A 22,614-nucleotide genomic window follows, 5' to 3' on the forward strand; every position below is an offset into this window, starting at 1 on the left:
ATCCGATATGTATTCGACACTCATAGACAATCCGCTGTTCAGGGGCATCGCGCCCGAAACACTCTCGTCGGCTCTGGCAGAGGTCAACTTCCGCATGCGCTCATACAGGAAAGGAGAAGTTCTGGCAAGGCAGGGCGATGTGTGCAACCGCCTCGTGATTCTCGCCAAAGGGAGCGTGCGGGGCGAGATGATCGACTATTCGGGACGGCTCGTGAAGGTGGAGGACATCGCCGCTCCGCGGGCTTTGGCTCCGTTATTTCTCTTCGGCGATGAAAACCGCTATCCAGTGGAGGTGACCGCCAATGAGCCGACGGAAACGATCGAAATACCGAAATCCGGCGTGTTGGAGCTGTTTCGCCGGAACGAACGCTTTCTGGAAAACTACATGAATCTTTCCGCCAATTACGCCCGCACGCTATCGGACAAGCTGTTCTTCATGTCGTTCAAAACCATCCGGCAGAAGCTCGCCTCGTATCTGTTGCGGTTGCACAGGCAGCAGGGGCAGTCCCGCGTCAGGCTCGATCGCTCGCAACAGGCGCTGAGCGACTACTTCGGTGTATCTCGCCCCTCGCTGGCACGCGAACTGGCACGCATGCAGGAAGACGGTCTGATAGCGGTCGACCGCAAGCTGGTGACCATCCTGCGGGCAGACGCCCTCACGCAACTGATACGGTAGCAGGCGGAGAACGGCACACACAAGCCGGTGAGTATCCTGCGGGCAGACCGCCTACCCAACCGATACGGCAACTGACGGCGGGCAGCGCACGCAAGCCGGTGAGCATCCTGCGGGCAGACGGCCTATCCAACCGATACGGCAAAGCTGCCGCCTGCATCGCTTTTCCCCTCTCAATCGGAAGCGAACCGAAAAAACGAGCCGTTGTAACATTGGTTACAGAACCGCCCGGCACTTCTCCCCTATCTTTGCACTCATAATGAAGAAACCAACTAAAACGTAGAAATTATGAGTATGTTCTGTTATCAATGTCAAGAAACCGCCATGGGCACAGGTTGCATCCTGAAAGGGGTATGCGGCAAAACATCCGAAGTATCGAACCTGCAAGACCTTTTGCTCTTCGTAGTGCGCGGAATCGCAGTCTACAACGAACGTCTGCGCGAAGTGGGAACACCTTGCGAAGAGGCTGATAAATTTATATACGACTCGCTATTCGTCACCATAACGAATGCCAATTTCAGCCGTGAGAATATCACCCAAAAGATAAAGACGGGGTTGCAACTGAAAAGGGAGTTGGGGAAGAGAGTTGCGGTGGACAACGCTCCCGACGAATGTCTATGGGACGGAACGGAGGAAGAATTTGCAGAGAAAGCGGCGACGGTGGGCGTGCTACGCACCGCCGACGAAGACATCCGCTCGCTGAAGGAGCTGGTGCACTACGGACTGAAGGGAATGGCCGCCTATGCCGAACACGCCGGCAATCTGGGACACAAATCGGCGGAGATTTTCGCTTTCATGCAGCATGCGCTGGTGCAGCTCACACGCACGGACATCGGCGTGGAGGAACTCATCGGGTTAACGCTGGAAACGGGAAGACACGGCGTAACGGCGATGGCTATGCTCGACGCCGCCAACACGGGCGCATACGGCAACCCGGAGATTTCGGAAGTGAACATCGGAGTGCGCAACAATCCGGGTATCCTCATCAGCGGGCACGACCTGAAAGACCTCGAAGAGCTGCTTCAGCAGACGGAAGGCACGGGAGTGGACGTGTACACGCACAGCGAGATGCTGCCCGCGCATTACTACCCGCAGTTGAAAAAGTACAAGCATCTGGCGGGCAATTACGGCAATGCATGGTGGAAGCAGAAAGAGGAGTTCGAGAGTTTCAACGGTCCCATCCTGTTTACGAGCAACTGCATCGTTCCTCCCCGCTCCAACGCCTCATACAAAGACCGCATCTACGTGACGGGCGCATGCGGACTCGACGGCGCGTTCTACATCCCCGAACGGAAAGACGGGCAACCGAAAGATTTCTCCGCCATCATCGCCCATGCCAAACGATGTCTGCCCCCTGTCGGCATCGAAAGCGGAACGATTACGGGAGGCTTTGCCCATGCGCAGGTGACGGCACTGGCGGATAAGGTGGTGGAAGCAGTGAAAAGCGGGGCGATACGCAAATTCTTCGTGATGGCGGGCTGCGACGGACGGATGAAAAGCCGCGACTACTACACCGAGTTTGCCCGCAGGTTACCCGCAGACACGGTAATCCTGACGGCAGGGTGCGCGAAGTACCGCTACAACAAGCTCGAGCTGGGCGAGATCAACGGCATCCCCCGTGTGCTCGACGCCGGACAGTGCAACGACAGCTATTCGCTCGCCGTCATCGCCCTGAAGCTGAAAGAGGCGTTCGGACTCGACGACATCAATCGCCTCCCGATTGTCTACAACATCGCATGGTACGAGCAGAAGGCGGTCATCGTACTGCTTGCGTTGCTTTCTCTGGGTGTGAAACAGATTCATCTCGGGCCTACCCTCCCCGCTTTCCTTTCGCCGAACGTCACGAAAGTGCTGGTGGAGCAATTCGGCATCGGAGGTATCAGTTCGGTAGACGAAGACTTGGTGAAGTTTCTGGCTTAAAAAGATTGCAGCGGAAATGAAGCTGCCTCATCACAGGATTTCGGGGCGGAGTGCTTGAAGCAAAGAGAAGATGAAGCGATCACTTTTGCATTTTGTAGTTATTCTGGAGTAGCACGCTTAAAGTAAAGCGAGGACAGAGCCAGACTCTTTCGGGCTTTGTTGCTATTTCGAGGCAGTCGGCTTAAAACAAAGTGAAGACAAAGCAATCGATTTCAAGCTTTGTATTACTTCGGGGCAGTCGGCTTAAAACGAAGCGAGGACAAAGCAATCGCTTTCGGACTTTGTATTACTTCGGGACGGCTCGCTTAAAAGTAAAGCGGGGCTGCCCCGAAATTTTACGCCTCTTTAGGTAAAATCAGGTTGAGCAACACTCCCACCAGTGCCGCCAGCCCGATGCCCGACAGAGAGAAGTTTCCCCAACTCAGCACCGCACCGCCGATGCCGACCGTCAACGTCAGCGAAACAATCACGATGTTTCTCGTACGGCTCAAATCGACGCAGTTGTTCACCAGACTCCCGATACCGGCACAGGCGATGGTTCCGAAAAGCAACAGCATGATTCCGCCCAGCACTGCGGCGGGAATGGACTTCAGCAACGCGCTGACTTTACCGATCACCGAAAACAAGATGGCGGTGACTGCGGCAATGCGAATCACTTGCGGATTGGTGATTTTGGTCAGCGACATGGCGCCCGTAACTTCGGAGTAGGTGGTCACGGGAGGACCTCCCACCAGTCCGGCGAAGAAACAAGCCAGACCGTCGCCCAATAACGTGCGGTGCAATCCGGGGTCTTTCACGAAATCTTTACCCGCAACGGTGTTCACCACATACACGTCTCCGATATGTTCTATCACCGGGGCAATGGCAACGGGAATCATGAACAGGACAGGCTCCCACGAGAAAGCGGGGAAGACGAATCGGGGAAGCCCGATCCAAGCAGCGTCTCTCACTCCCGAAAGGTCGAGCCCGTAGAACAGCCAAGCCGCAAGATAACCGACTATGATTCCGCAGAAGATAGGAATCAGCTTCAGAAGCCCTTTCGCCCTTATGGAGACGACTACCGCCGTCAGCAGCGAAAGGAGTGCCAGCACCCAGTTTTCTTTCGCCATATCGACTCCCGCGCCCGCCAGAGACAATCCGATGAGAATAATCACCGGTCCGATGACGACAGGAGGAAACAGGCGTTCGATGACTTTCACTCCCTGCCACTTGACGAGGGCGCTCATCAGGAAATAGACAAAGGCGACGCCGACCATGCCCGAAAGCGTGCCGGGCAGCCCGTAGAGTTCGGTGGCTTTGATGATGGGAGCGATGAAAGCAAAGCTGCTTCCGAGGAAGATGGGAACTTTCCCGCGGGTCACCGCATGGAAAATAAGCGTGCCGATACCGGCAGTGAATAACGCAGTAGAAGGGTCGAGCCCCACCAATAACGGCACAAGTACAGTAGCCCCGAATGCGACAAACAGGAACTGTACTCCTACCACCCCTTTCCGAAAGGGAGTAAGATTGTTTGAATCCATAAAGTGTAATATCGATTTATTTCGTACAAAATTAATCTTTTCAAATAAAATGACAGCTTTTTCAACAGAAAAATAATTGCGATTGGGGGAATAGGCAAAGGCGGAAATCTTTTCAGGCAGAACAATAAATATCTTCCGAAGAGATTTTATTTGTTTTCAAATAATGCGTACCTTCGCGCAAAATATAAAACTGACAAACAAACGATCATTTTACAACCATCTGATTCAATTATGGCATTTACAGCAGAAAACATCATATTGGTAGGTTCGATCCTGCTATTCGCCAGCATTGTTGCCGGAAAGACCGGCTATCGTTTCGGCGTGCCCGCTTTATTGCTATTCCTCATAGTAGGCATGCTATTCGGAAGCGACGGGCTCGGGCTACAGTTCCATAACGCCAAAGAAGCGCAATTTATCGGTATGGTGGCTCTTAGCGTCATTCTGTTCTCAGGCGGGATGGACACGAAATTCAGGGAAATAAAACCGGTGATGGCGCCGGGCGTCGTACTGTCGACGATAGGAGTGTTGCTCACGGCCCTCTTCACGGGTATCTTTATCTGGTGGCTGTCGGGCATGAGCTGGACTAACATCCACTTGCCTCTGACCACTTCACTGCTGCTCGCCGCCACCATGTCGTCTACCGACTCGGCATCGGTATTCGCCATTCTCCGCTCGCAAAAGATGAACCTGAAGCACAACCTTCGCCCCATGCTGGAACTCGAAAGCGGAAGCAACGACCCGATGGCTTATATGCTTACCATCATCCTGATACAGTTTATCCAGTCGGCGGGGATGGGCATAGGCACGATGCTCTCTTCTTTCGCTGTACAGTTCATCGTGGGAGGAGCATTGGGATACCTGCTCGGCAAACTCGCCATCCGCAAGGTGAACATGTTCAACATCGACAATCAGGCGCTGTATCCCATCCTGCTGCTCTCGTTTGTTTTCTTCACCTTCTCGGTCACCACGCTGCTGAAAGGGAACGGCTATCTGGCGGTCTATATCGCCGGAATGATCGTAGGAAACAATAAGATTACCAACCGGAAAGAGATTTATACCTTCATGGACGGGCTTTCGTGGCTGTTCCAGATCATCATGTTCCTGTGTCTGGGATTGCTGGTGAATCCGCACGAAATGCTTGAAGTAGCTGCCGTAGCTCTGCTTATAGGTATTTTTATGATATTGGTCAGCCGTCCGCTGAGCGTATTCATTTCGCTCCTGCCTTTCCGCGGCATCACCTGCAAGTCGCGTCTGTTTGTCTCGTGGGTGGGACTGCGAGGGGCAGTGCCCATCATCTTCGCCACCTATCCGGTAGTGGCGGAGATAGAGGAATCGAACCTTATTTTCAATATCGTATTTTTCATCACCATCCTTTCGCTGGTGATACAAGGCACTACGGTATCATTCGCCGCACGGTTGCTGCAACTCTCCACCCCGTTGGAGAAAACGGGCAATGATTTCGGCGTGGAATTGCCTGAGGAAATAGACACCGACCTGAGGGACGTGACCATCACCGCAGAAATGATCAAAAAAGCCGATACGCTGAGGGATATGAACCTGCCCAAAGGCACGCTGGTGATGATTGTGAAACGGGACGATGAATTCCTGATTCCCAACGGAAGCCTGAAACTGCACGAAGGAGACAAATTGCTGGTTATCTCGGAAAAGCCGAAAGAAGCAGCAACGAAGGAATAGAAAACTTGCCTTTCACACACGCTTCTCCGACATTCATGCAGAGAAGTATCCGACACATGCTTTCGATGGCGTTCGTCCGGAGAAGTATCAACACACCCTTTCGATGACGATTATGCAGGGAATTATGCAACGTAACGCTTTCGGTGGCATTTATGCAGGGAATTATGTAACATAACGCTTTCGATGACGATTGTCGAAGGGGTTTAGGCTCCCGCCGCAAAGTCCGTTGCAAAGACTTCGCATACGCACGGTTTTGATGGCTCACGGATGGTTTATCGTCTCAATGCCGGCACGCAGAGAGAGAACGGGAACAGAGTCTCCGTCCCGTTAATTTACCGTAAAAGTGAAATACAAAGTAGAGTTAATGTTAATGAAGTATTATTTTTGCACAGTTTTAAACCAAATGTGCAAAAACCTCATGGAACAAGGATATCAATTCATCGACTATATCGAACAAAGTATTATCGGCAACTGGGATAGGGACGCCCTGACAGACTATAAAGGAGTCACGTTTCAATATAAAGATGTAGCCCGAAAGATAGCCAAGTTTCACATCGTGCTGGAGAGTACCGGCATCCGTCCGGGCGACAAGATTGCGGTATGCGGACGCAACAGCGCTAACTGGGCTGTAAGCTTCCTCGCCACGATGACCTACGGCGCCGTAATTGTACCGATACTGCACGAGTTTAAAGCCGACAACATACACAACATCGTCAACCACTCCGAAGCCAAAATACTGCTTGTGGGCGACCAGATCTGGGAGAATCTGAACGAAGACTGCATGCCTTTGCTGGAAGGAATTGTATCGCTTGCCGACTTCTCTCCTCTGATTCTGCGGAACGAACGGCTGAGTTACGCGCTCGACCACCTGAACGAGATTTACGGGCAACGCTACCCGAAAAACTTCCGGCCGGAACATATCCGCTACCGGAAAGACCGACCGGAGGAACTGGCTATCATCAATTATACGTCGGGCACTACGGGCTATTCGAAAGGAGTGATGCTGCCCTACCGGAGCATTTGGTCGAATGTGGCTTATTGCCATGAGATGCGTCGCGTGAATCCGGGCGACCACATCGTCTCCATGCTTCCGCTGGGACATGTGTTCGGCATGGTGTACGACTTCCTCTACGGCTTCTCGGCAGGCGCGCACATCTACTTCCTCACCCGCATGCCCTCTCCGAAGATCATCGCACAATCGTTTGCCGAAATCAAGCCGAAGCTTATCTCGTGCGTGCCGCTCATCGTGGAAAAGATCATCAAGAAAGATATTCTGCCGAAAGTAGACGGCAAGATAGGAAAACTGCTGTTAAAAGTCCCCATAGTGAACGACAGGCTCAAAGCATCGGCACGGCAGGCTGCCATGGAGATATTCGGCGGAAACTTCGACGAGATCATCATCGGGGGCGCTCCTTTCAATGGCGAAGTGGAAATGTTCTTAAAGAAGATAGGCTTCCCCTACACCATCGCCTACGGCATGACGGAGTGCGGACCTATCATCTGTTCGAGCCGGTGGGATATGCTGAAGACGGCTTCGTGCGGGAAAGCGGCAAGCCGGATGGAGGTGCGCATCGATTCGCCCGACCCGCGCAACCAAGCCGGAGAGATTGTATGCAAGGGCATCAACCTGATGCTCGGTTACTATAAGAACCCGGAAGCTACGGCACAAATCATCGATACCGACGGATGGTTGCACACGGGCGACCTCGCCACGATGGACGAAGAGGGGTACATCACGGTGAGAGGACGCAGCAAGAACCTGCTCCTGACCTCTGCCGGACAGAACATCTACCCCGAAGAGATCGAAAGCAAGCTAAACAACCTGCCCTTTGTAGCCGAGTCGCTCGTCGTGTTGCAGCACGACAAACTGATAGCGTTGATCTACCCGGACTTTGAGGATGCTTTTGCCCACGGTCTCCAACAGGCGGACATTGAAAAGGCGATAGAGGAAAACCGTGTCGAACTGAACCGCCAACTTCCCGGATACAGCCAGATCGCGAAAGTAAAGATACACTTCGAGGAGTTTGAGAAAACAGCCAAGAAATCCATCAAACGCTTCATGTATCAGGAAGTAAAAGAATAAAAAACGCTAATGCAACAAGGACATTGAATAAAGTGTCCAATATTCAGATAGATTCAAAGGTTCAATCTCAATATTAAGCTATATAGACGAAAAACTCAAAAAATCGATATTATACGGGATAAAAGCTCAGGAAGACGTACTTTATTTAAATCTACAAGCAAAACGACAAGGGCCCTCACAAGACAGAAACTTTTTCAGCGGCCTCAATGTCAACAAGCCTTTCCGCTTATAAGCCCTTATCCATCAGCAAATGAAAGGTCAGAAACGGCTCGAGGAGCGCAGGCTTCTTCACCTCGAGACCCTTATCTCTCAGCAAGTGAAAAGGCAGAAACGGCTCGACAGGTGCAGGCTTCTTCACTTCGAGACCCTTATCTCTCAGCAAGTGAAAAGGCAGAAACGGCTCGAGGGGCGCAGGCTTCTTCACTTCGAGACCCTTACCTCTCAGTAAATGAAAGGTCAGAAACGGCTTGCGGCCAATTTTTCTTCGAAACATTTTCGGGTGCATAGTTGTATTATACAAAGAAATATTTTATTTCTCACGACATCTAAAAAAACGAAAATGTATGAAGACTATAGATTTGACCGAAAAGAGTTTTATAGAAAAAGTAGGAGATTATTCGACTTATCCCGACAACTGGCAATTTAAAGGCGACAAGCCTTGCATCGTCGACTTCCATGCCCCTTGGTGCGTATATTGCAAGAATCTGGATCCGATTCTGGAACAATTGGCCGACGAATATAACGGAAAAATAGACATCTACAAAGTGGATATCGACCAAGAACCGAAACTGGAAAAGGCATTCAACATCCGCACCGTACCTAATTTGCTGCTTTGCAACATGGATGGAAAGACGATGATGAAACTCGGCACGTTAAATAAGACCCAACTGAAAGAGCTGATCGAGCAAACGTTCTTTACTCGTTGAGCCGCAAAAAGAATAATATGTCCGAAAGCGAAAAACACGGGAAATCGTTCGACTACGCCTAAGGTCTCCTCACCCGACACCGTAAGTAAGCTGATAACATGTCTATAAAGAATGCATAAAAACAAAAAGCCGTCGCAGCGGATGATTTCAAGCTGCGACGGCTTTTAATGTTCTAATAAAGAAGCAATAAAAAAACAAATTGCCGATGAAACTACCTGCAATTTGTTTCGATCGCCCTCAAATCTTCTTCTCTTCTGAGCGGAAAACGAGACTCGAACTCGCGACCCTAACCTTGGCAAGGTTATGCTCTACCAACTGAGCTATTTCCGCAACAAAAAAACCTTTAAATCATTGCAAAGATATGAACTATTGAACTCCCGCGACATCACTGCCGCACTTGTGCCCAGAACAGGACTCGAACCTGCATGCCTCTCGACACACGCACCTGAAACGTGCGCGTCTACCAATTCCGCCACCTGGGCAAGTGATTCATTCAAAAACTCAAAGAAGTTGGAGCGGAAAACGAGACTCGAACTCGCGACCCTAACCTTGGCAAGGTTATGCTCTACCAACTGAGCTATTTCCGCATACACCTTAATTTGTTGTGAAGAGAAGGAGACTCGAACTCCCACGACATTGCTGTCACTACCCCCTCAAAGTAGCGCGTCTACCAATTCCGCCACCTCTCCATTATGCAATTAAAGCTCAATCTTTGTGCCCAGAACAGGACTCGAACCTGCATGCCTCTCGACACACGCACCTGAAACGTGCGCGTCTACCAATTCCGCCACCTGGGCAAAAGATTTATTCCAATATATCAAAGATGTTGGAGCGGAAAACGAGACTCGAACTCGCGACCCTAACCTTGGCAAGGTTATGCTCTACCAACTGAGCTATTTCCGCATTTGCGGTTGCAAAGGTAGCCATTTTCTGTAAATTTGCAAACATTCCATCATCTTTTTTACAAGATTCTAACAGCAGCCTGAGCACCGTAAAAACAATTGTTTTGATAATCAACTCATTCTGTCGCGATAGTCTTCATAAGAAAAACGTTTGTATATCTGTGCCTTTCCTTCTTTCGTCCATAAAGCGATGGCAGGATGATGGATACCGTTGAACATTGTGGTTTTCACCATCGTATAGTGAATCATGTCTTCGAATATGATGCGTTCGCCCGTTTGCAGTTCGTGGTCGAAACTCCAAAATCCCATATAGTCGCCGCTCAGACAGGAGTTGCCTCCCAAGCGGTAGATGTATTTTCCTTCATTTCCCGCCTCGGCTCCGCGCACTGCCGGCTGATAGGGCATTTCGAGGCAGTCGGGCATGTGGCAGGTAAAGCTCACATTCAGAATAGCCGTTTTAATGCCTCGATTTTCTACAATATCCACCACTTCGGACGTCAGCACTCCCGTTTGCCAGGTAAAGGCTGAGCCGGGTTCAAGGATAATCCGCAGATGAGGATAGCGCGACTTCAACTCTTTCAGCAGACGGATCAAATGCTCTGTGTCGTAGTCTTTGCGGGTCATCAGATGTCCTCCTCCCAGATTCAGCCATTTTATCTGAGGGAACCAACGGGAGAACTTTTTCTCCAGGTGATGCAAGGTGCGCTCCAGTTCAAAAGACGAGGATTCGCAGTGGCAATGGCAATGAAACCCTTCTATGCCATGCGGCAATACGTCGGGCAACAGGTCGGCAGTTATCCCGAAGCGGGTTCCGGGCGCACAGGGATTATAAAGCTCCGTCTCCACCTCCGAGTACTCCGGATTCACGCGAATGCCGCAGGAGATACGGTTGCCATCGGCCTCTATCATCGGGTAGAAACGCCGGAACTGACCGGGAGAGTTGAAAGTGATGTGGCTGCTGCAACGCATAATATCGGGGAAATCCTCCTCCGTATACGCAGGCGAATAGGTATGCGCCTTGCTTCCGAACTCCTCGAAAGCCAAACTGGCCTCGTATACGGAGCTTGCGGTAGAATGGTCTACATATTCGCGGAATATGGGGAAAGAGCGCCACATGGCAAATGACTTGAAAGCAAGAATAATCTCTACCCCCGCACGGTCGGCAACGCTTTTTATCAAACTCAAATTTCTTCTCAGAAGCTCCTCCTCCATGATGTAGCAAGGGGAAGGAAATTGTGTAAAATCTATCATAATTATATCGGTAAGATGATTGTGATTCAAATTCACAGTCACTTTATCTGCATGAATTGAGTTGCAAACTTACAATAAAAAGTAAAACTTTTGTTCCAAAACCCGAAATTAATTTGCCCGGGTCCGAGAGTTTGTTAACCTGAGTCCGAGTTGCCTGATGATACGCTGAAACCGAAAGTCGGTGATGTCCGAAAGTTTGTTCGGCCCGAGAATCATCAGTAACTCCCGGCAACTATAAATATGAGTCCGGGAATCAGATAGTTTGGTCGAACCACGCCGCTATTGCTTTTCCCGCAAACTACGGGCACGACACGGACAACATTGTAAGCCCCTTCACCTTTGCGCCGGACAATATTCCCACCGCACAGGAATAGAGCGTTCACCGCAGGAAAACTACTTTAGCATTACCGCTGCGAACCTTTCCCGCAAACTGCGAGCACGACACGGACAACATTGTAAGCCCTTTCAGCTTTGCGCCGGACAATATTCCCACCGCACAGGAATATAGCGTTCACCGTCCGAACATCTGCGCAGACACAGCCGAACTCCTATCAGCGACAACAGGCAGGCTGACGTCGATGTTCGTTCGCGGTGTAAATGCGAAAACAGATGTAAATGTCAGCGGCAACAGATGCAAATGTCAGCACCAACAGCCAGGCTAACGTCCCCGTGTAGGCAACGAAAATTCCTGAATGTCATAGATCTTTCCATCCTCTTGCGCTACGGCCACACGGAATAACACTTCTCCGTCTTTCAGTTTTTTCCCGGCATAAACGGTAGCCGTGTACTTAATGCCTTCGCCCGGAAGAATCTCTTCGATCATCACGGTAGAGGAAATGCCGATGTATCTGACTTTACCTACCGTTTCCACCACCGGAACGATGTTGTATACGGGGCGATCCCCTTCGTTCATCACCTCAAAGATAATCTTACAGTTCTCACCGGCATCGATCACATGATTCCGATTGTCGTCGATAAAGCGAAGCTTGCGCAGTTTTAAATGCGAAACGGCATGTTGTGCCGAAGGGTATCGTTCCACAACCTCAGGGGTATACCCCCTCTCCTCTATCCTGTCTTCTTTAGGAGCGGTCATCACATGCCCGATGGCGGCTCCCGCAACCGTACCCACAATCGTTCCGATGGCCGAACCGCGATATCCGCCTCTCCAGCCTCCTTCGCTTTCTCCGATAATTCCGCCCACGGCACCGCCGATGTTTCCTCCGATAGAGGCTCCCACACCGATAGCAGCAGGATTACACATACGGCCGGACGCGCATCCGCTCAATAAAAGAGCGGCCAATAAAATGGATGTCAATTGTCTGTTCATCATATTCGTCGTTTTAATTTAATTCATTCGATTACTTTAAAGCGTGCAAAACGCAGCAACAGCTGTTTCTCGCCTACATTTTCGAAACGGATGGTGGCCTTTGCGTTATCGCCGCTTCCCTCTACTTTCAGCACATCTCCCGAACCGAAACGTTCGTGCTCTATCCTCTGCCCCGCCCGCAATCCATACATGTTTGCCGGAGCCCCTTCCATCCCCGATGTGCCTTGCTCCATTCCTGCGCCCTGCAATCCATGCATGGCTGCCGGAGCTTGCGAAGCGGGAGAACGGTCGGCAAGCGCGACGGTCACCTTCTTCAGTTTTCTCGGAAGCTCGGAGCCTGCAACCTCCTCTCGGTGATACAACCGTTCGGGCTGCCGGCTTACGGAATGAGCGGAGGAGAGTTTAAGGTAGCGGGTGTCTATATCGCGGAGGAAACGGCTGGGAGTTCCGAATTCCATCTTTCCGTACCGGAAACGGGTTTTCGAGAAAGACAAGAAGCAATGCTCCTCGGCACGGGTGATGGCGACATAGAACAGCCGGCGCTCTTCTTCCAGCGCACGGGGAGAATCTCCCGCCATACCGCTCGGGAACAGGTTTTCTTCCAGCCCCACCACGAACACATTCTTGAACTCCAATCCCTTGGCGGAATGAACCGTCATCAGCGTTACTTTCTCCCCCTCATCCGTTTCGTCCGTGTCCAAGTCGGAGAACAGCGACACTTCAGACAAGAAATCGATCAGGGAGATATTCGGGTCGCCCTCTTCCTGCCGCAAGGCGCAAAAGTCATTCATCCCGTTTGCCAGCTCCTGAATGTTTTCCTGACGGCTCAGGTTCTCGGGCGACGAGTCCTGATACAGCTCGTTCATGATGCCCGACCGTCGAATGATATCCGTTCCTGCCTCGTAAGCGTTCTTCTCGGATTGATCGGCGATAAAGCTCTCTATCAGCTCGCGGAAGCCTTGCAGCTTGGCATGCGTACCTTTGTGAATTTCGAGCCCGTATGCCAGCGGCTCGCACACAACCTGCCACAGGCTCACCCCATGAGCCGTGGCGGCCGATATGATTTTTCCCACGGTAGTCTCGCCGATTCCGCGCGCAGGGTAGTTGACCACCCGCTTAAACGCCTCCTCATCGTCGGGGTTCACCACCAGACGGAAGTAAGCTATCACATCCTTTATCTCTTTGCGCTGGTAGAAAGAGAGTCCCCCGTAGATCTTATACGGTATGCCGCGCTTCCTCAACGCCTCTTCAAAGATACGGCTCTGGGCATTCGTGCGATACAATACGGCATAATCACCGTATCCGTACGCATACTCGCGGCGCAGACCGGCTATTTTGTTCACCACGATCTCCCCTTCTTCCACATCGCTGTATGCCTGAAACACGCCTATGGGTTCTCCCTTGTCTTTTTCGGAGAATACGGCTTTCGGTATCCGCCGCTCGTTCTTCTCGATCAGGCTGTTGGCAGCGCTCACGATCGTCTGTGTGGAACGGTAGTTCTGCTCCAGCTTAAAGACTTTGGTTTCGGGATATATCTTCGTGAAATAAAGAATATTATCGATGTCCGCGCCACGGAAAGAGTAGATGCTCTGGGCATCGTCGCCCACAACGCAAACCCGGCGGTTCGCCTCGGTAAGTTGCAGCACGATGGTATGCTGGGCGTAATTCGTGTCCTGATACTCGTCTACCAAGACATAACGGAACTGCTCGCGATAGCGTGCCAACACCTCCGGAAAGTCGCGGAACAGCATGTATGTGTACACCAGCAAGTCGTCGAAATCCATAGCCCCCGACTGTCGGCAACGCTCCCAGTACATCCTATATATATCGCGTATTGCCGGAACCCTCGCCGCCCTGTCCGCTTCGTAAGCTTCCCTGTTGGCGGCATATCCCGCCGGAAGCACCAGATGATTCTTCGCGTTCGATATGCGCGCCTGCACAAGCCCGGGCTTGTACACCTTCTCATCCAGCCCCATCTCCTTGATAACAGACCGCAGGAGGCTTTTGGTGTCGGCAGCGTCATAGATGGTAAACCGCGAAGTGAACCCGATATGCTGCGCTTCCGCACGCAGGATGCGCGAAAAGATGGAGTGGAACGTGCCCATCCACAGGTAGCGCGCCTTTTCGGCACCTACCCTTCGGGCGATACGCTCTTTCATTTCGCGCGCGGCCTTGTTGGTGAAAGTCAGCGCGAGTATATTCCACGGCTGATACCCTTCCTCCAGCAGGTAAGCAATCTTATACGTCAGCACGCGCGTTTTTCCCGAACCGGCGCCGGCTATCACCAGCGAGGGACCGTCGTTATAAACCACCGCAGCGTATTGGCCATCATTCAATTCGTCTCTATATTTGGTATCCATGCTCATTGTCCTAAAATCGTCCCGACGGATCCGCTCCGTATGGGCGCATTGCCACGAAGAATCCGACAGGACAAAAATAAACTATTATTGCGAGAATAAAGGGGTTTTGTATTATTTTAAGGTTGCCTTTCACAAACGGGGATGAACAATTCGGGCAAGAACACCGTTACTATAATATATCAATAAAAACGGAGAATTATGAACACTATATTAATTTCTTTAATAATGATAACTATGACTCATGAAATGCCAAAACTTCCATACGCAAACAATGCTTTGGAACCTGTAATCAGTCAGCAAACAATAGATTTCCACTACGGAAAGCACTTACAAACATACGTTAACAATCTCAACAGCCTCATTCCGGGCACCGAATTCGAAAGCAAAAGCTTAGAAGAGATTGTAGTATCGGCACCCGACGGTGCGATTTTCAACAACGCCGGCCAAGTATTGAACCACACCCTATATTTCCTTCAATTTGCACCGAAGCCTTCTAAGAATGAGCCGGGCGGGAAATTGGGAGAAGCTATCAAACGCGATTTCGGAAGCTTCGAAAACTTCAAGAAAGAGTTCAGCGCCGCTGCTGTCGGTCTGTTCGGTTCAGGATGGGCTTGGTTGTCGGCAGACAAGAATGGAAAGCTCCATATCACGAAAGAAGGAAACGGAAGCAACCCGATGCGCGCAGGATTGAAACCGCTTCTCGGTTTCGACGTATGGGAACATTCTTACTACCTCGACTACCAGAATCGCCGCGCCGATCACATCAAAGACCTGTGGAGTATCATCGATTGGGAGGTAGTGGAAAAAAGATTCTAACCGATAGGAAACGAAAAAAGGCAAATACTGCCTGCATACGCCAAGGGGCTGTCCGGAAAAACGACAGCCCCTTATTTATTATCCGCAAACGCACAGCCTTTGTTTGCCCATATAGAGCCTCTGTTCCACCCCGATGGAGCCTCTGTTTCGCTACAACGGAGCTTTTGCTTCATCCAACGGAGCATTTGTTTCATCCAACGGAGCTTTTGCTTCATCCGACGGAACATTTGCTTCATCCGACGGAGCTTAATTTCACTCCGACGGAGCTTTTGTTTCATTCCGAAAGCTCCTCCTCCTGTCTTTCCGTTGGCAAACATTCTTCTACCCGACGGAAGCTTGAATAATGGAAAAAAGAAAAGCCGGAGAACTTCCGGCAACTGAAAAATTTACATAAGCCCTCCCTTCGGGCGGGAGTATAAGAAAGCCGCACCGACGATGTGATGAAACTCTGATAGAACAAGATTTGAGTGCTCTTCCCCTTTGTAATCCACTGGCTTAAAGCTTCCCGAAGGAATTGTGGCCCGCCATTGGAGACCGAAGCGTTCTCGGTTTACCAGATTTAATTGATGAGTTTCCCGATCCAGTCGATACGGCTAATATTTTTACATCACAAATGTAATAAGAATCTTCGAGAATAGCAAACAAAAAGCAAGATTTGTTTCTAAACTCCTTTTTACAGCTGCCTGCACACAAACCTCGAACAGAGAAAAGAGCGGAACCGCTTTTGCCAAAAGGCAGCATCGAACAACGCTTTCAGACCGCCTCGACAAAGAAAGAACAAGATCGCTCTTGCCAAAAGGCGGCATCGAACAACGCTTTCAGACCGCCTCGACAAAGAAAGAACAAGATCGCTCTTGCCAAAAGGCGGCATCGAACAACGCTTTCAGACCACTTCGACAAAGAAAGAACAAGATCGCTTTTGCCAAAAGGTGGCATCGAACAACGCTTTCAGCCTGCCCCTCAAATAAAGAAAGAGCCGAACCGCTTTTTACAGCCGGTCGGCTCTTCTGTAAATCATAAGCTATTGAAACTTAAGCAGATTTCGCTTTTGCCACTACAGCTTTGAAAGCTTCGGGATGGTTCATCGCCAAATCGGCCAATACTTTACGGTTTATTTCAATACCGGCTTTGTGCAAACCGCCCATCAAACGTGAATAAGACATTCCTTCGAGACGTGCGGCAGCATTGATACGCTGTATCCAAAGAGCGCGGAAGTTTCTTTTCTTATTTCTACGGTCGCGGAACGCGTAAGTCAAACCCTTTTCCCAAGTGTTCTTAGCTACGGTCCATACATTTTTTCTTGCACCAAAGTAACCTCTGGTCAATTTCAAAATTTTCTTTCTTCTTGCTTTTGAAGCAACATGATTTACTGATCTTGGCATAGTTTTACTGTTTTTGAATGTTAGCGCCGTTACTTCACGCAACGAACTTCAGGCTAATGCATTCGGTTAATACTTTAATAATACGCTCACGCTTTCGATTACTTCATCGCTAAGAGTTCTTTCACCTGGTTCATGTCTGCTCCATTAACAGTCGTAGAATAACACAGGTTTCTTTTTCTCTTCTTGGATTTCTTAGTCAAAATATGACTGTGAAAAGCGTGCTTTCTTTTGATTTTACCTGTTCCGGTAAGGGCAAACCTTTTTTTAGCACCGGAGTTAGTCTTCATCTTTGGCATCTTAGTTATTTTTAAATTATTAAATATATAATGGCAACGCACTATACCTGCGCGTTACGCACTCTTCTTTATTCTTGTTCTTTATCCGCCTCCGGCTTGGCAGCCTTCGGAGACGGCTGTGCGGGCTTCGGAGCTTGCTTCTTCGGAGTTTCTTTCTTTTTCGGAGAGAGCTGGATAGTCATACGCTTTCCTTCGAGCACCGGCATCTGGTCTACTTTCGCATAATCTTCAAGGTCGTTGGCAAAACGCAGCAGCAGCACCTCGCCCTGTTCCTTGAACAGAATCGAACGTCCTTTGAAAAACACATAAGCCTTCACCTTGTCTCCGTCTTCCAGAAATCCCTTGGCGTGTTTCAGCTTAAAGTTGTAATCGTGATCATCGGTCTGAGGGCCGAAGCGTATTTCCTTCACGTTCACCTTTACCTGTTTCGCTTTCTGTTCCTTCTGGCGTTTCTTCAACTGATAAAGGAATTTGGAATAATCAATAATACGACAAACAGGGGGTTGGGCATTGGGTGAAATTTCTACAAGATCCAATTCTTTTTCCTCGGCCATCTTCAGTGCCTGAGAAATAGGATATACCTTAGGTTCGATATCATCGCCCACAATGCGGACTTCCTTGGCACGAATCTGTTCGTTGATTCTGTACTGCCCTTTTAAAGTGTCATTCTTCATTAAAAACTTTTACTTCCTGATTTGTACTTTAATTGTTATTCTACTAAATATATTTATACGAAACGGCTGCAAAGTTACCATTTATTTATCATATTCTGAACTTCTTCGTTGATATTTTTAGCAAAATCTTCGAATTTCATGGTTCCTTTATCACCTTCACCCTGCTTACGCACAGAAACTTCGCCGTTTTCGGCTTCTTTTTCACCGACAATAAGCATGTAAGGGATGCGTTTCATTTCGTTGTCGCGAATCTTGCGGCCGATTTTCTCGTTGCGGTCGTCGACGGTAGCGCGTATTTCGTGCGTCTTCAGATACATCTTCACCTGTTCGGCATAATCGTTGAATTTTTCGCTGATAGGCAGGATAACCACCTGGTCGGGGGTGAGCCACAACGGGAACTTGCCTGCCGTATGCTCGATAAGCACGGCGACAAAACGTTCCATCGATCCGAACGGCGCGCGATGAATCATTACGGGACGATGTTTTTGATTGTCGGTTCCCATATACTCCAGCTCGAAACGCTCGGGTAAGTTATAGTCAACCTGTATAGTACCCAACTGCCAACGGCGTCCGATGGCATCCTTCACCATAAAGTCGAGCTTCGGTCCGTAAAAAGCGGCTTCGCCATACTCTATTTTGGCAGACAATCCTTTCTCTTGGCAAGCTTCGATGATGGCCTGTTCCGCCCTGTCCCAGTTTTCATCGCTTCCGATGTACTTCTCACGGTTCACCTTGTCGCGCAAAGAGATCTGGGCTTCGAAATTGGCGAAATTCATCGAGCGGAACACGATGGAGATAATATCCATCACCCGCAGGAATTCATCTTTCACCTGATCGGGGCGGCAGAATATGTGCGCGTCGTCTTGCGTGAAACTGCGCACACGGGTCAGCCCGTGCAGTTCTCCGCTCTGCTCGTACCGGCACACGGTGCCGAACTCCGCGATACGCAACGGAAGATCCCTGTAAGAACGCGGAAAGTTCTTGTAAATCTCGCAATGGTGCGGGCAGTTCATCGGTTTCAGGAAGTACTCTTCACCCTCCTCCGGCGTATGTATAGGCTGGAACGCATCTTTTCCGTACTTCGCATAGTGTCCGGAAGTGACGTAAAGCAGCTTGTTCCCGATGGGCGGAGTGATGACTTCCTGATAATCGTAGCGGGTTTGGATGCGGCGCAGGAACTCCTGCAGGCGCAAACGCAACGCCGTACCTTTGGGCAACCACATCGGAAGCCCCTTCCCTACCGTTTCGGAGAACATGAACAACTGCATCTCCTTGCCGATCTTGCGGTGGTCGCGCTTCTTCGCTTCTTCAAGCAGCGCCAGATATTCGTCGAGCATCTTCTTTTTCGGGAACGTGATGCCGTATATGCGGGTCATCATTTTACGGTCTTCCTGTCCGCGCCAGTATGCGCCCGCCACGGTCATCAGCTTGATGGCCTTGATGGGCGCGGTCGTCATCAGGTGAGGACCGCGGCAAAGGTCGGTGAAAGCTCCTTGAGTGTAGGTCGTGATGTGTCCGTCTTCAAGTTCGGAAATAAGTTCGCACTTGTATGTTTCACCGCGCTCGCCAAACATCTTCAGGGCGTCCGCCTTCGAAATGCTCTGCCGCACAACGGCTTCTTTCTTGGCAACCAACTCCATCATTTTGGCTTCAACCGCAGCGAGGTCTCCCTCTTTAATCACCGCTTCGCCCGGGTCTACATCGTAATAGAACCCGTTCTCGATAGCCGGTCCGATGCCGAACTGGATTCCCGGATACAATTCTTGCAGGGCTTCCGCCAGCAAGTGCGCGCTCGTATGCCAGAACGCATGTTTTCCTTCTTCATCCTCCCATTTGTAAAGCACGAAATCGGCGTCTTCAGTAATGGGACGCCCCAAATCGTACGTTTCGCCATTCACTCCACAAGCCAAAACTTCTTGCGCCAGACGAGAGCTGATGCTCTCCGCAATCTGCAGGCCGTTTACTCCTTTATTGTACTCCCGAATGGAGCCATCGGGAAATTTTATCTTTATCATAATATGATGATGTTATATTTTCATAATTCGGTCGCAAAAATAGCGAAATCTTTTGAGTTATCTGTTTATTTTATCAAATAAATGTCATTCAGATCGATCTGTAAAACGCTTGATGACGTTATAAGCGGAAACGACGCCCAACTCGCCGGCTTTACTCAGATCCGAGATTCCCAATTTATTATTGCCTAAAAAGATATGCGTCAATCCGCGATTGAAATAAGCGTCCGCAAAATCGGGACTCAGTTCGATGGCTTTATCATAGTCGGCAATGGCTGCCCGGTAGTCTTTCAGCATGGCGGATAGGTTCGCCCGGTTGTAATAAGCGTACACGAAATCGGGAGCCAAAGCGATTACCTTATCCAAGTCTTTCTTCACCGCGTCGTACTCCATCGCAGTAAATTCCTTCGACCGGCTGTCGGCTTCCATATCCGACTCCGCCGTCTGCTCGGCCCTCTGATATTCCAACTGTTTGCAACGTATCAACGCTCGCATGAAATAGGCGGGGAAGAAGCCGTCGTCCAACAGGACGGCCTGAGTAAGATCGGAAATCGCGCTCGAGAAGTCCTGCACCAGATAGAAATCCATCGCGCGTGCGAAACGTTTCACCGCGTTGCTTTCGTCTTCCACCATAGCCGAAGTATGGGTATCGATCAGCGCAAAATGATCATTCACCTGCTCCTCCGTAAGCGGAGCTTCCATGTTCGTCAGACGAAGCCGTTGGGGCAATATCCCCGAACGGTTCAGGTCTTCAATAAACTTGTGGAAATTCACCGTACGCTTCACCTCGCTTGTCTTTTCATAATAAGTAAGAGCAAACATCGGCTCAAGAGTAATGTTTACGTTCCTATTCTGCACACGTCCGCGATAGTCGCTCTTATAGCGTCGTTCCGTTTCGGAGTCGTCGGCAATGACAATCTTCCGGTAGTTGTTCATGTTTTTATCCGACTTCTTGCGGGTGCTTCCTTCGCTTTCGTCGTTCTGCTCCCCGTCTTTGTTGCGGTCAACATCTTTTGTATTCCCTCCGGTTTGCCTGTCCAACTGAGTTTTCAGTAGCTTGAACTCATCCTGTTCGGCTCCTTTCCTGTCGCCGATTTTCTTACGCGCTTCCGCCCGGTGGTAATATCCGGCAAGGAAGTTCGGATACTGTTCGATGACAGTCGTATAATCCTTGATGGCGCCCCGGAAATCGCCTGTCTGGGCACGAAGCAGTCCGCGGTTGAAGACAGCCGGCATATTGTCCGGTTCCATTTGGATGACAAAGTCGAAATCCTCGATGGCGCGGTTGTCGTCTCCCACCCTTGCGCGCAACAGCCCGCGGTTGTAATGGCCGATAAAATGATTCGGGTCCATATCCAAAGCCAGGTCATAGTCGCTCATCGCCCCTCTGAGATTGTTCTGGTGAAATCTGGCGAGAGCCCGGTTGATATAGTTGCCCGCACTCTTCACGCTCAGCCTGATAGCCTCGTCGAAGTCCGCCTCCGCCTCGGCATATTTCGCCTGCTGCAATTTCACGATCGCCCTCGCCGTCCAAGCATCAGGGTCGTATTTATCCAGCTCGAGCGCCAGATTGAAATCTTTCAAAGCCGCCAACGTATCTTTCTGCTGCAAAGAAACCTCGCCCCTCATGAGATAAGCCCGGGTATAGCGCGGAGATATCTTCAGCAGGCTCTCCAGATCTGTACGGGCGGCGTCGTAATCTTTCTTCTGAATGTGGGATAATGTCAGGTTGTGCCACAGGGTAATATTTTCGGGGGCGTATCGCAGCGCTTCCCGATAGTCGCCGATAGCTCCGTCGAAGTTGTTCTGCCGTATCCTCGCCAGTCCGCGCACCTGATACGCGCCTACGACGAAAGGATTCCGACGGATGGCTTCGTCGCAGTCGGCTTCGGCTCCCCGGTAGTCTTCGAGGTTCAATTTCGCCAATGCCCTGAAGAAGTAAGGTTCATACAAATAAGGCTTGGCGTTGATTACCTGATTGAAATACTGAATAGACAATACGTAGTCTTCAAAATAAAGAGCGTTTCGGGCAATAGTCATCACCCGGTCTGTGTTTATCTGGGCACAAACCAGTGCGGGAAACAAAAATAAGGCTATCAGTATTCTTTTCATCATCGGCTTTGCAGGCTTGGTTACTGAAGCAAAAATAATGCTTTTCAGCCACTCGGCTGAAATATAAACGTTTTTTATCTTTATTTCACCTGTTTCATCTTATAGGAGCTGCGAGCCTTGCCTTTCAGCATCGCGTTCAGCTTCCCCCTGATCATTTGCTTGCGCAACGGCGATATGTGGTCGATAAACATTTTTCCATCCAGATGGTCGAACTCGTGCTGCATCACACGGGCGAGATAGCCTTCTATCTCTTCTTCGTGCTCCACAAAATCCTCGTCCATATATTTCACGCGGATTTTGTCTCCTCTCTTCACCGTCTCGTGAATACCCGGCAGGCTCAGGCAGCCTTCTTCCATGCTTACCTCCTCGCCGCTCACTTCGAGAATATGAGGGTTGATGTAGACCTTGCTGAAATCTTTAAACTCCGGATATTCGTCCGACAGCGGATCTAACGTAATAACCGCCACACGGATGGGCAATCCGATCTGGGGAGCGGCAAGTCCGACACCGTCGGCATTCTCCATCGTTTCGAACATGTTTGCAATCAATTCTTTCAAATTCGGATAATCCGGTGCGATATCTTCCGCCACTTTTCTCAAGACGGGTTGTCCATATACGTAAATAGGTAAAATCATACTGTTTTTGAGTTATTAAATCGTTATTTT

18 protein-coding genes, 6 tRNA genes and 2 pseudogenes are annotated in these 22,614 nt (G+C 50.1%); 6 read left to right on the top strand and 20 right to left on the bottom strand.

Annotated features, from left to right (window positions below; translation table 11 throughout):
* Positions 1–7: 7 nt before the first annotated feature.
* Positions 8–676 (top strand): Crp/Fnr family transcriptional regulator, encoded by a 669-nt coding sequence (locus C234_RS0101675; RefSeq protein WP_027324336.1) that lies wholly within the window; start codon positions 8–10, stop codon positions 674–676.
* Here the strand turns inward: C234_RS0101675 and C234_RS17320 are convergent.
* The gene (locus tag C234_RS17320) at positions 657–908 is read right to left on the bottom strand and encodes a hypothetical protein (RefSeq protein ID WP_034540857.1); all 252 of its coding nucleotides are present in this window, start codon (positions 906–908) and stop codon (positions 657–659) included. The genes C234_RS0101675 and C234_RS17320 overlap by 20 nt on opposite strands.
* A 53-nt stretch (positions 909–961) precedes the next feature.
* Between C234_RS17320 and hcp the strand changes: the two genes are divergently transcribed.
* The gene (hcp, locus tag C234_RS0101680; RefSeq protein ID WP_027324337.1) at positions 962–2,593 is read left to right on the top strand and encodes a hydroxylamine reductase; all 1,632 of its coding nucleotides are present in this window, start codon (positions 962–964) and stop codon (positions 2,591–2,593) included.
* 335 nt (positions 2,594–2,928) lie between these two features.
* Here hcp and C234_RS0101685 read toward each other — a convergent pair whose 3' ends face one another.
* On the bottom strand, positions 2,929–4,113 hold the full coding sequence (locus C234_RS0101685) for a uracil-xanthine permease family protein (protein WP_027324338.1): 1,185 nt from the start codon (positions 4,111–4,113) through the stop codon (positions 2,929–2,931).
* Between the two features lie 231 nt (positions 4,114–4,344).
* Between C234_RS0101685 and C234_RS0101690 the strand changes: the two genes are divergently transcribed.
* A complete protein-coding gene (locus C234_RS0101690; RefSeq protein WP_027324339.1) occupies positions 4,345–5,808 on the top strand; it encodes a potassium/proton antiporter in 1,464 nt (487 codons plus the stop codon).
* Positions 5,809–6,226: 418 nt separating this feature from the next.
* Positions 6,227–7,891: a long-chain fatty acid--CoA ligase gene (locus C234_RS0101695; RefSeq protein ID WP_027324340.1), complete on the top strand. Its 1,665-nt coding sequence runs from the start codon at positions 6,227–6,229 to the stop codon at positions 7,889–7,891.
* A gap of 226 nt (positions 7,892–8,117) precedes the next feature.
* On the opposite strand, the gene C234_RS0101700 is transcribed toward C234_RS0101695, so the two are convergent.
* On the bottom strand, positions 8,118–8,384 hold the full coding sequence (locus tag C234_RS0101700) for a hypothetical protein (RefSeq protein ID WP_027324341.1): 267 nt from the start codon (positions 8,382–8,384) through the stop codon (positions 8,118–8,120).
* Positions 8,385–8,454: 70 nt separating this feature from the next.
* On the opposite strand from C234_RS0101700, the gene C234_RS0101705 reads away from it, so the two are divergent.
* The gene (locus tag C234_RS0101705; RefSeq protein WP_027324342.1) at positions 8,455–8,817 is read left to right on the top strand and encodes a thioredoxin family protein; all 363 of its coding nucleotides are present in this window, start codon (positions 8,455–8,457) and stop codon (positions 8,815–8,817) included.
* A gap of 257 nt (positions 8,818–9,074) precedes the next feature.
* Here C234_RS0101705 and C234_RS0101710 read toward each other — a convergent pair.
* From C234_RS0101710 to C234_RS0101750, 10 genes and pseudogenes are all read right to left on the bottom strand, one after another.
* A tRNA-Gly gene (locus C234_RS0101710) sits at positions 9,075–9,147 on the bottom strand.
* A 70-nt stretch (positions 9,148–9,217) separates the two neighbouring features.
* Positions 9,218–9,299: transfer RNA gene (locus C234_RS0101715), tRNA-Leu, on the bottom strand.
* 29 nt (positions 9,300–9,328) lie between these two features.
* Positions 9,329–9,404 (bottom strand) — tRNA-Gly (locus C234_RS0101720).
* Positions 9,405–9,422: 18 nt separating this feature from the next.
* Positions 9,423–9,506 (bottom strand) — tRNA-Leu (locus tag C234_RS0101725).
* A 26-nt stretch (positions 9,507–9,532) separates the two neighbouring features.
* Positions 9,533–9,614 (bottom strand) — tRNA-Leu (locus C234_RS0101730).
* A 30-nt stretch (positions 9,615–9,644) separates the two neighbouring features.
* Positions 9,645–9,720: transfer RNA gene (locus tag C234_RS0101735), tRNA-Gly, on the bottom strand.
* 110 nt (positions 9,721–9,830) lie between these two features.
* Entirely contained in the window at positions 9,831–10,970 is a 1,140-nt protein-coding gene (gene nspC / locus C234_RS0101740) for a carboxynorspermidine decarboxylase (protein ID WP_027324343.1), read from the bottom strand.
* A gap of 658 nt (positions 10,971–11,628) precedes the next feature.
* A complete protein-coding gene (locus tag C234_RS0101745) occupies positions 11,629–12,297 on the bottom strand; it encodes a glycine zipper domain-containing protein (protein WP_027324344.1) in 669 nt (222 codons plus the stop codon).
* Positions 12,298–12,320: 23 nt separating this feature from the next.
* A pseudogene (locus C234_RS18225) lies at positions 12,321–12,482 on the bottom strand (hypothetical protein); the annotation flags it as partial.
* Positions 12,483–12,694: 212 nt separating this feature from the next.
* Positions 12,695–14,657 (bottom strand): annotated as a pseudogene (locus tag C234_RS0101750) (ATP-dependent helicase); the annotation flags it as partial.
* A gap of 198 nt (positions 14,658–14,855) precedes the next feature.
* On the opposite strand from C234_RS0101750, the gene C234_RS0101755 reads away from it, so the two are divergent.
* On the top strand, positions 14,856–15,473 hold the full coding sequence (locus C234_RS0101755; protein ID WP_027324346.1) for a superoxide dismutase: 618 nt from the start codon (positions 14,856–14,858) through the stop codon (positions 15,471–15,473).
* 71 nt (positions 15,474–15,544) lie between these two features.
* On the opposite strand, the gene C234_RS0101760 is transcribed toward C234_RS0101755, so the two are convergent.
* The 7 genes from C234_RS0101760 to def form a co-directional block, all read right to left on the bottom strand.
* Positions 15,545–15,790 (bottom strand): hypothetical protein, encoded by a 246-nt coding sequence (locus tag C234_RS0101760; protein WP_027324347.1) that lies wholly within the window; start codon positions 15,788–15,790, stop codon positions 15,545–15,547.
* 714 nt (positions 15,791–16,504) lie between these two features.
* Positions 16,505–16,855: a 50S ribosomal protein L20 gene (rplT, locus tag C234_RS0101765; RefSeq protein WP_027324348.1), complete on the bottom strand. Its 351-nt coding sequence runs from the start codon at positions 16,853–16,855 to the stop codon at positions 16,505–16,507.
* A gap of 98 nt (positions 16,856–16,953) precedes the next feature.
* Positions 16,954–17,151: a 50S ribosomal protein L35 gene (gene rpmI, locus C234_RS0101770; RefSeq protein WP_027324349.1), complete on the bottom strand. Its 198-nt coding sequence runs from the start codon at positions 17,149–17,151 to the stop codon at positions 16,954–16,956.
* A 68-nt stretch (positions 17,152–17,219) separates the two neighbouring features.
* A complete protein-coding gene (infC, locus tag C234_RS0101775) occupies positions 17,220–17,825 on the bottom strand; it encodes a translation initiation factor IF-3 (protein WP_027324350.1) in 606 nt (201 codons plus the stop codon).
* A 74-nt stretch (positions 17,826–17,899) separates the two neighbouring features.
* Positions 17,900–19,840, bottom strand: a complete 1,941-nt coding sequence (gene thrS / locus C234_RS0101780; RefSeq protein ID WP_027324351.1) for a threonine--tRNA ligase — start codon at positions 19,838–19,840, stop codon at positions 17,900–17,902.
* Between the two features lie 84 nt (positions 19,841–19,924).
* On the bottom strand, positions 19,925–21,952 hold the full coding sequence (locus C234_RS0101785) for a tetratricopeptide repeat protein (RefSeq protein ID WP_027324352.1): 2,028 nt from the start codon (positions 21,950–21,952) through the stop codon (positions 19,925–19,927).
* A gap of 77 nt (positions 21,953–22,029) precedes the next feature.
* On the bottom strand, positions 22,030–22,584 hold the full coding sequence (gene def, locus C234_RS0101790) for a peptide deformylase (protein WP_027324353.1): 555 nt from the start codon (positions 22,582–22,584) through the stop codon (positions 22,030–22,032).
* Positions 22,585–22,614 lie beyond the last annotated feature (30 nt).

The sequence above is a fragment of the Bacteroides pyogenes DSM 20611 = JCM 6294 genome (assembly GCF_000428105.1).
Taxonomy (GTDB): domain Bacteria; phylum Bacteroidota; class Bacteroidia; order Bacteroidales; family Bacteroidaceae; genus Bacteroides; species Bacteroides pyogenes.

Bases quoted from the DNA above. Each gene is read 5' to 3' on its own strand.
- C234_RS0101675 (WP_027324336.1), top strand. From the start codon at position 8: ATGTATTCGACACTCATAGACAATCCGCTGTTCAGGGGCATCGCGCCC.
- hcp (WP_027324337.1), top strand. From the start codon at position 962: ATGAGTATGTTCTGTTATCAATGTCAAGAAACCGCCATGGGCACAGGT.
- C234_RS0101685 (WP_027324338.1), bottom strand. From the start codon at position 4,113: ATGGATTCAAACAATCTTACTCCCTTTCGGAAAGGGGTGGTAGGAGTA.
- C234_RS0101690 (WP_027324339.1), top strand. From the start codon at position 4,345: ATGGCATTTACAGCAGAAAACATCATATTGGTAGGTTCGATCCTGCTA.
- C234_RS0101695 (WP_027324340.1), top strand. From the start codon at position 6,227: ATGGAACAAGGATATCAATTCATCGACTATATCGAACAAAGTATTATC.
- C234_RS0101700 (WP_027324341.1), bottom strand. From the start codon at position 8,384: ATGTTTCGAAGAAAAATTGGCCGCAAGCCGTTTCTGACCTTTCATTTA.
- C234_RS0101705 (WP_027324342.1), top strand. From the start codon at position 8,455: ATGAAGACTATAGATTTGACCGAAAAGAGTTTTATAGAAAAAGTAGGA.
- nspC (WP_027324343.1), bottom strand. From the start codon at position 10,970: ATGATAGATTTTACACAATTTCCTTCCCCTTGCTACATCATGGAGGAG.
- C234_RS0101745 (WP_027324344.1), bottom strand. From the start codon at position 12,297: ATGAACAGACAATTGACATCCATTTTATTGGCCGCTCTTTTATTGAGC.
- C234_RS0101755 (WP_027324346.1), top strand. From the start codon at position 14,856: ATGAACACTATATTAATTTCTTTAATAATGATAACTATGACTCATGAA.
- C234_RS0101760 (WP_027324347.1), bottom strand. From the start codon at position 15,790: ATGTTTGCCAACGGAAAGACAGGAGGAGGAGCTTTCGGAATGAAACAA.
- rplT (WP_027324348.1), bottom strand. From the start codon at position 16,855: ATGCCAAGATCAGTAAATCATGTTGCTTCAAAAGCAAGAAGAAAGAAA.
- rpmI (WP_027324349.1), bottom strand. From the start codon at position 17,151: ATGCCAAAGATGAAGACTAACTCCGGTGCTAAAAAAAGGTTTGCCCTT.
- infC (WP_027324350.1), bottom strand. From the start codon at position 17,825: ATGAAGAATGACACTTTAAAAGGGCAGTACAGAATCAACGAACAGATT.
- thrS (WP_027324351.1), bottom strand. From the start codon at position 19,840: ATGATAAAGATAAAATTTCCCGATGGCTCCATTCGGGAGTACAATAAA.
- C234_RS0101785 (WP_027324352.1), bottom strand. From the start codon at position 21,952: ATGATGAAAAGAATACTGATAGCCTTATTTTTGTTTCCCGCACTGGTT.
- def (WP_027324353.1), bottom strand. From the start codon at position 22,584: ATGATTTTACCTATTTACGTATATGGACAACCCGTCTTGAGAAAAGTG.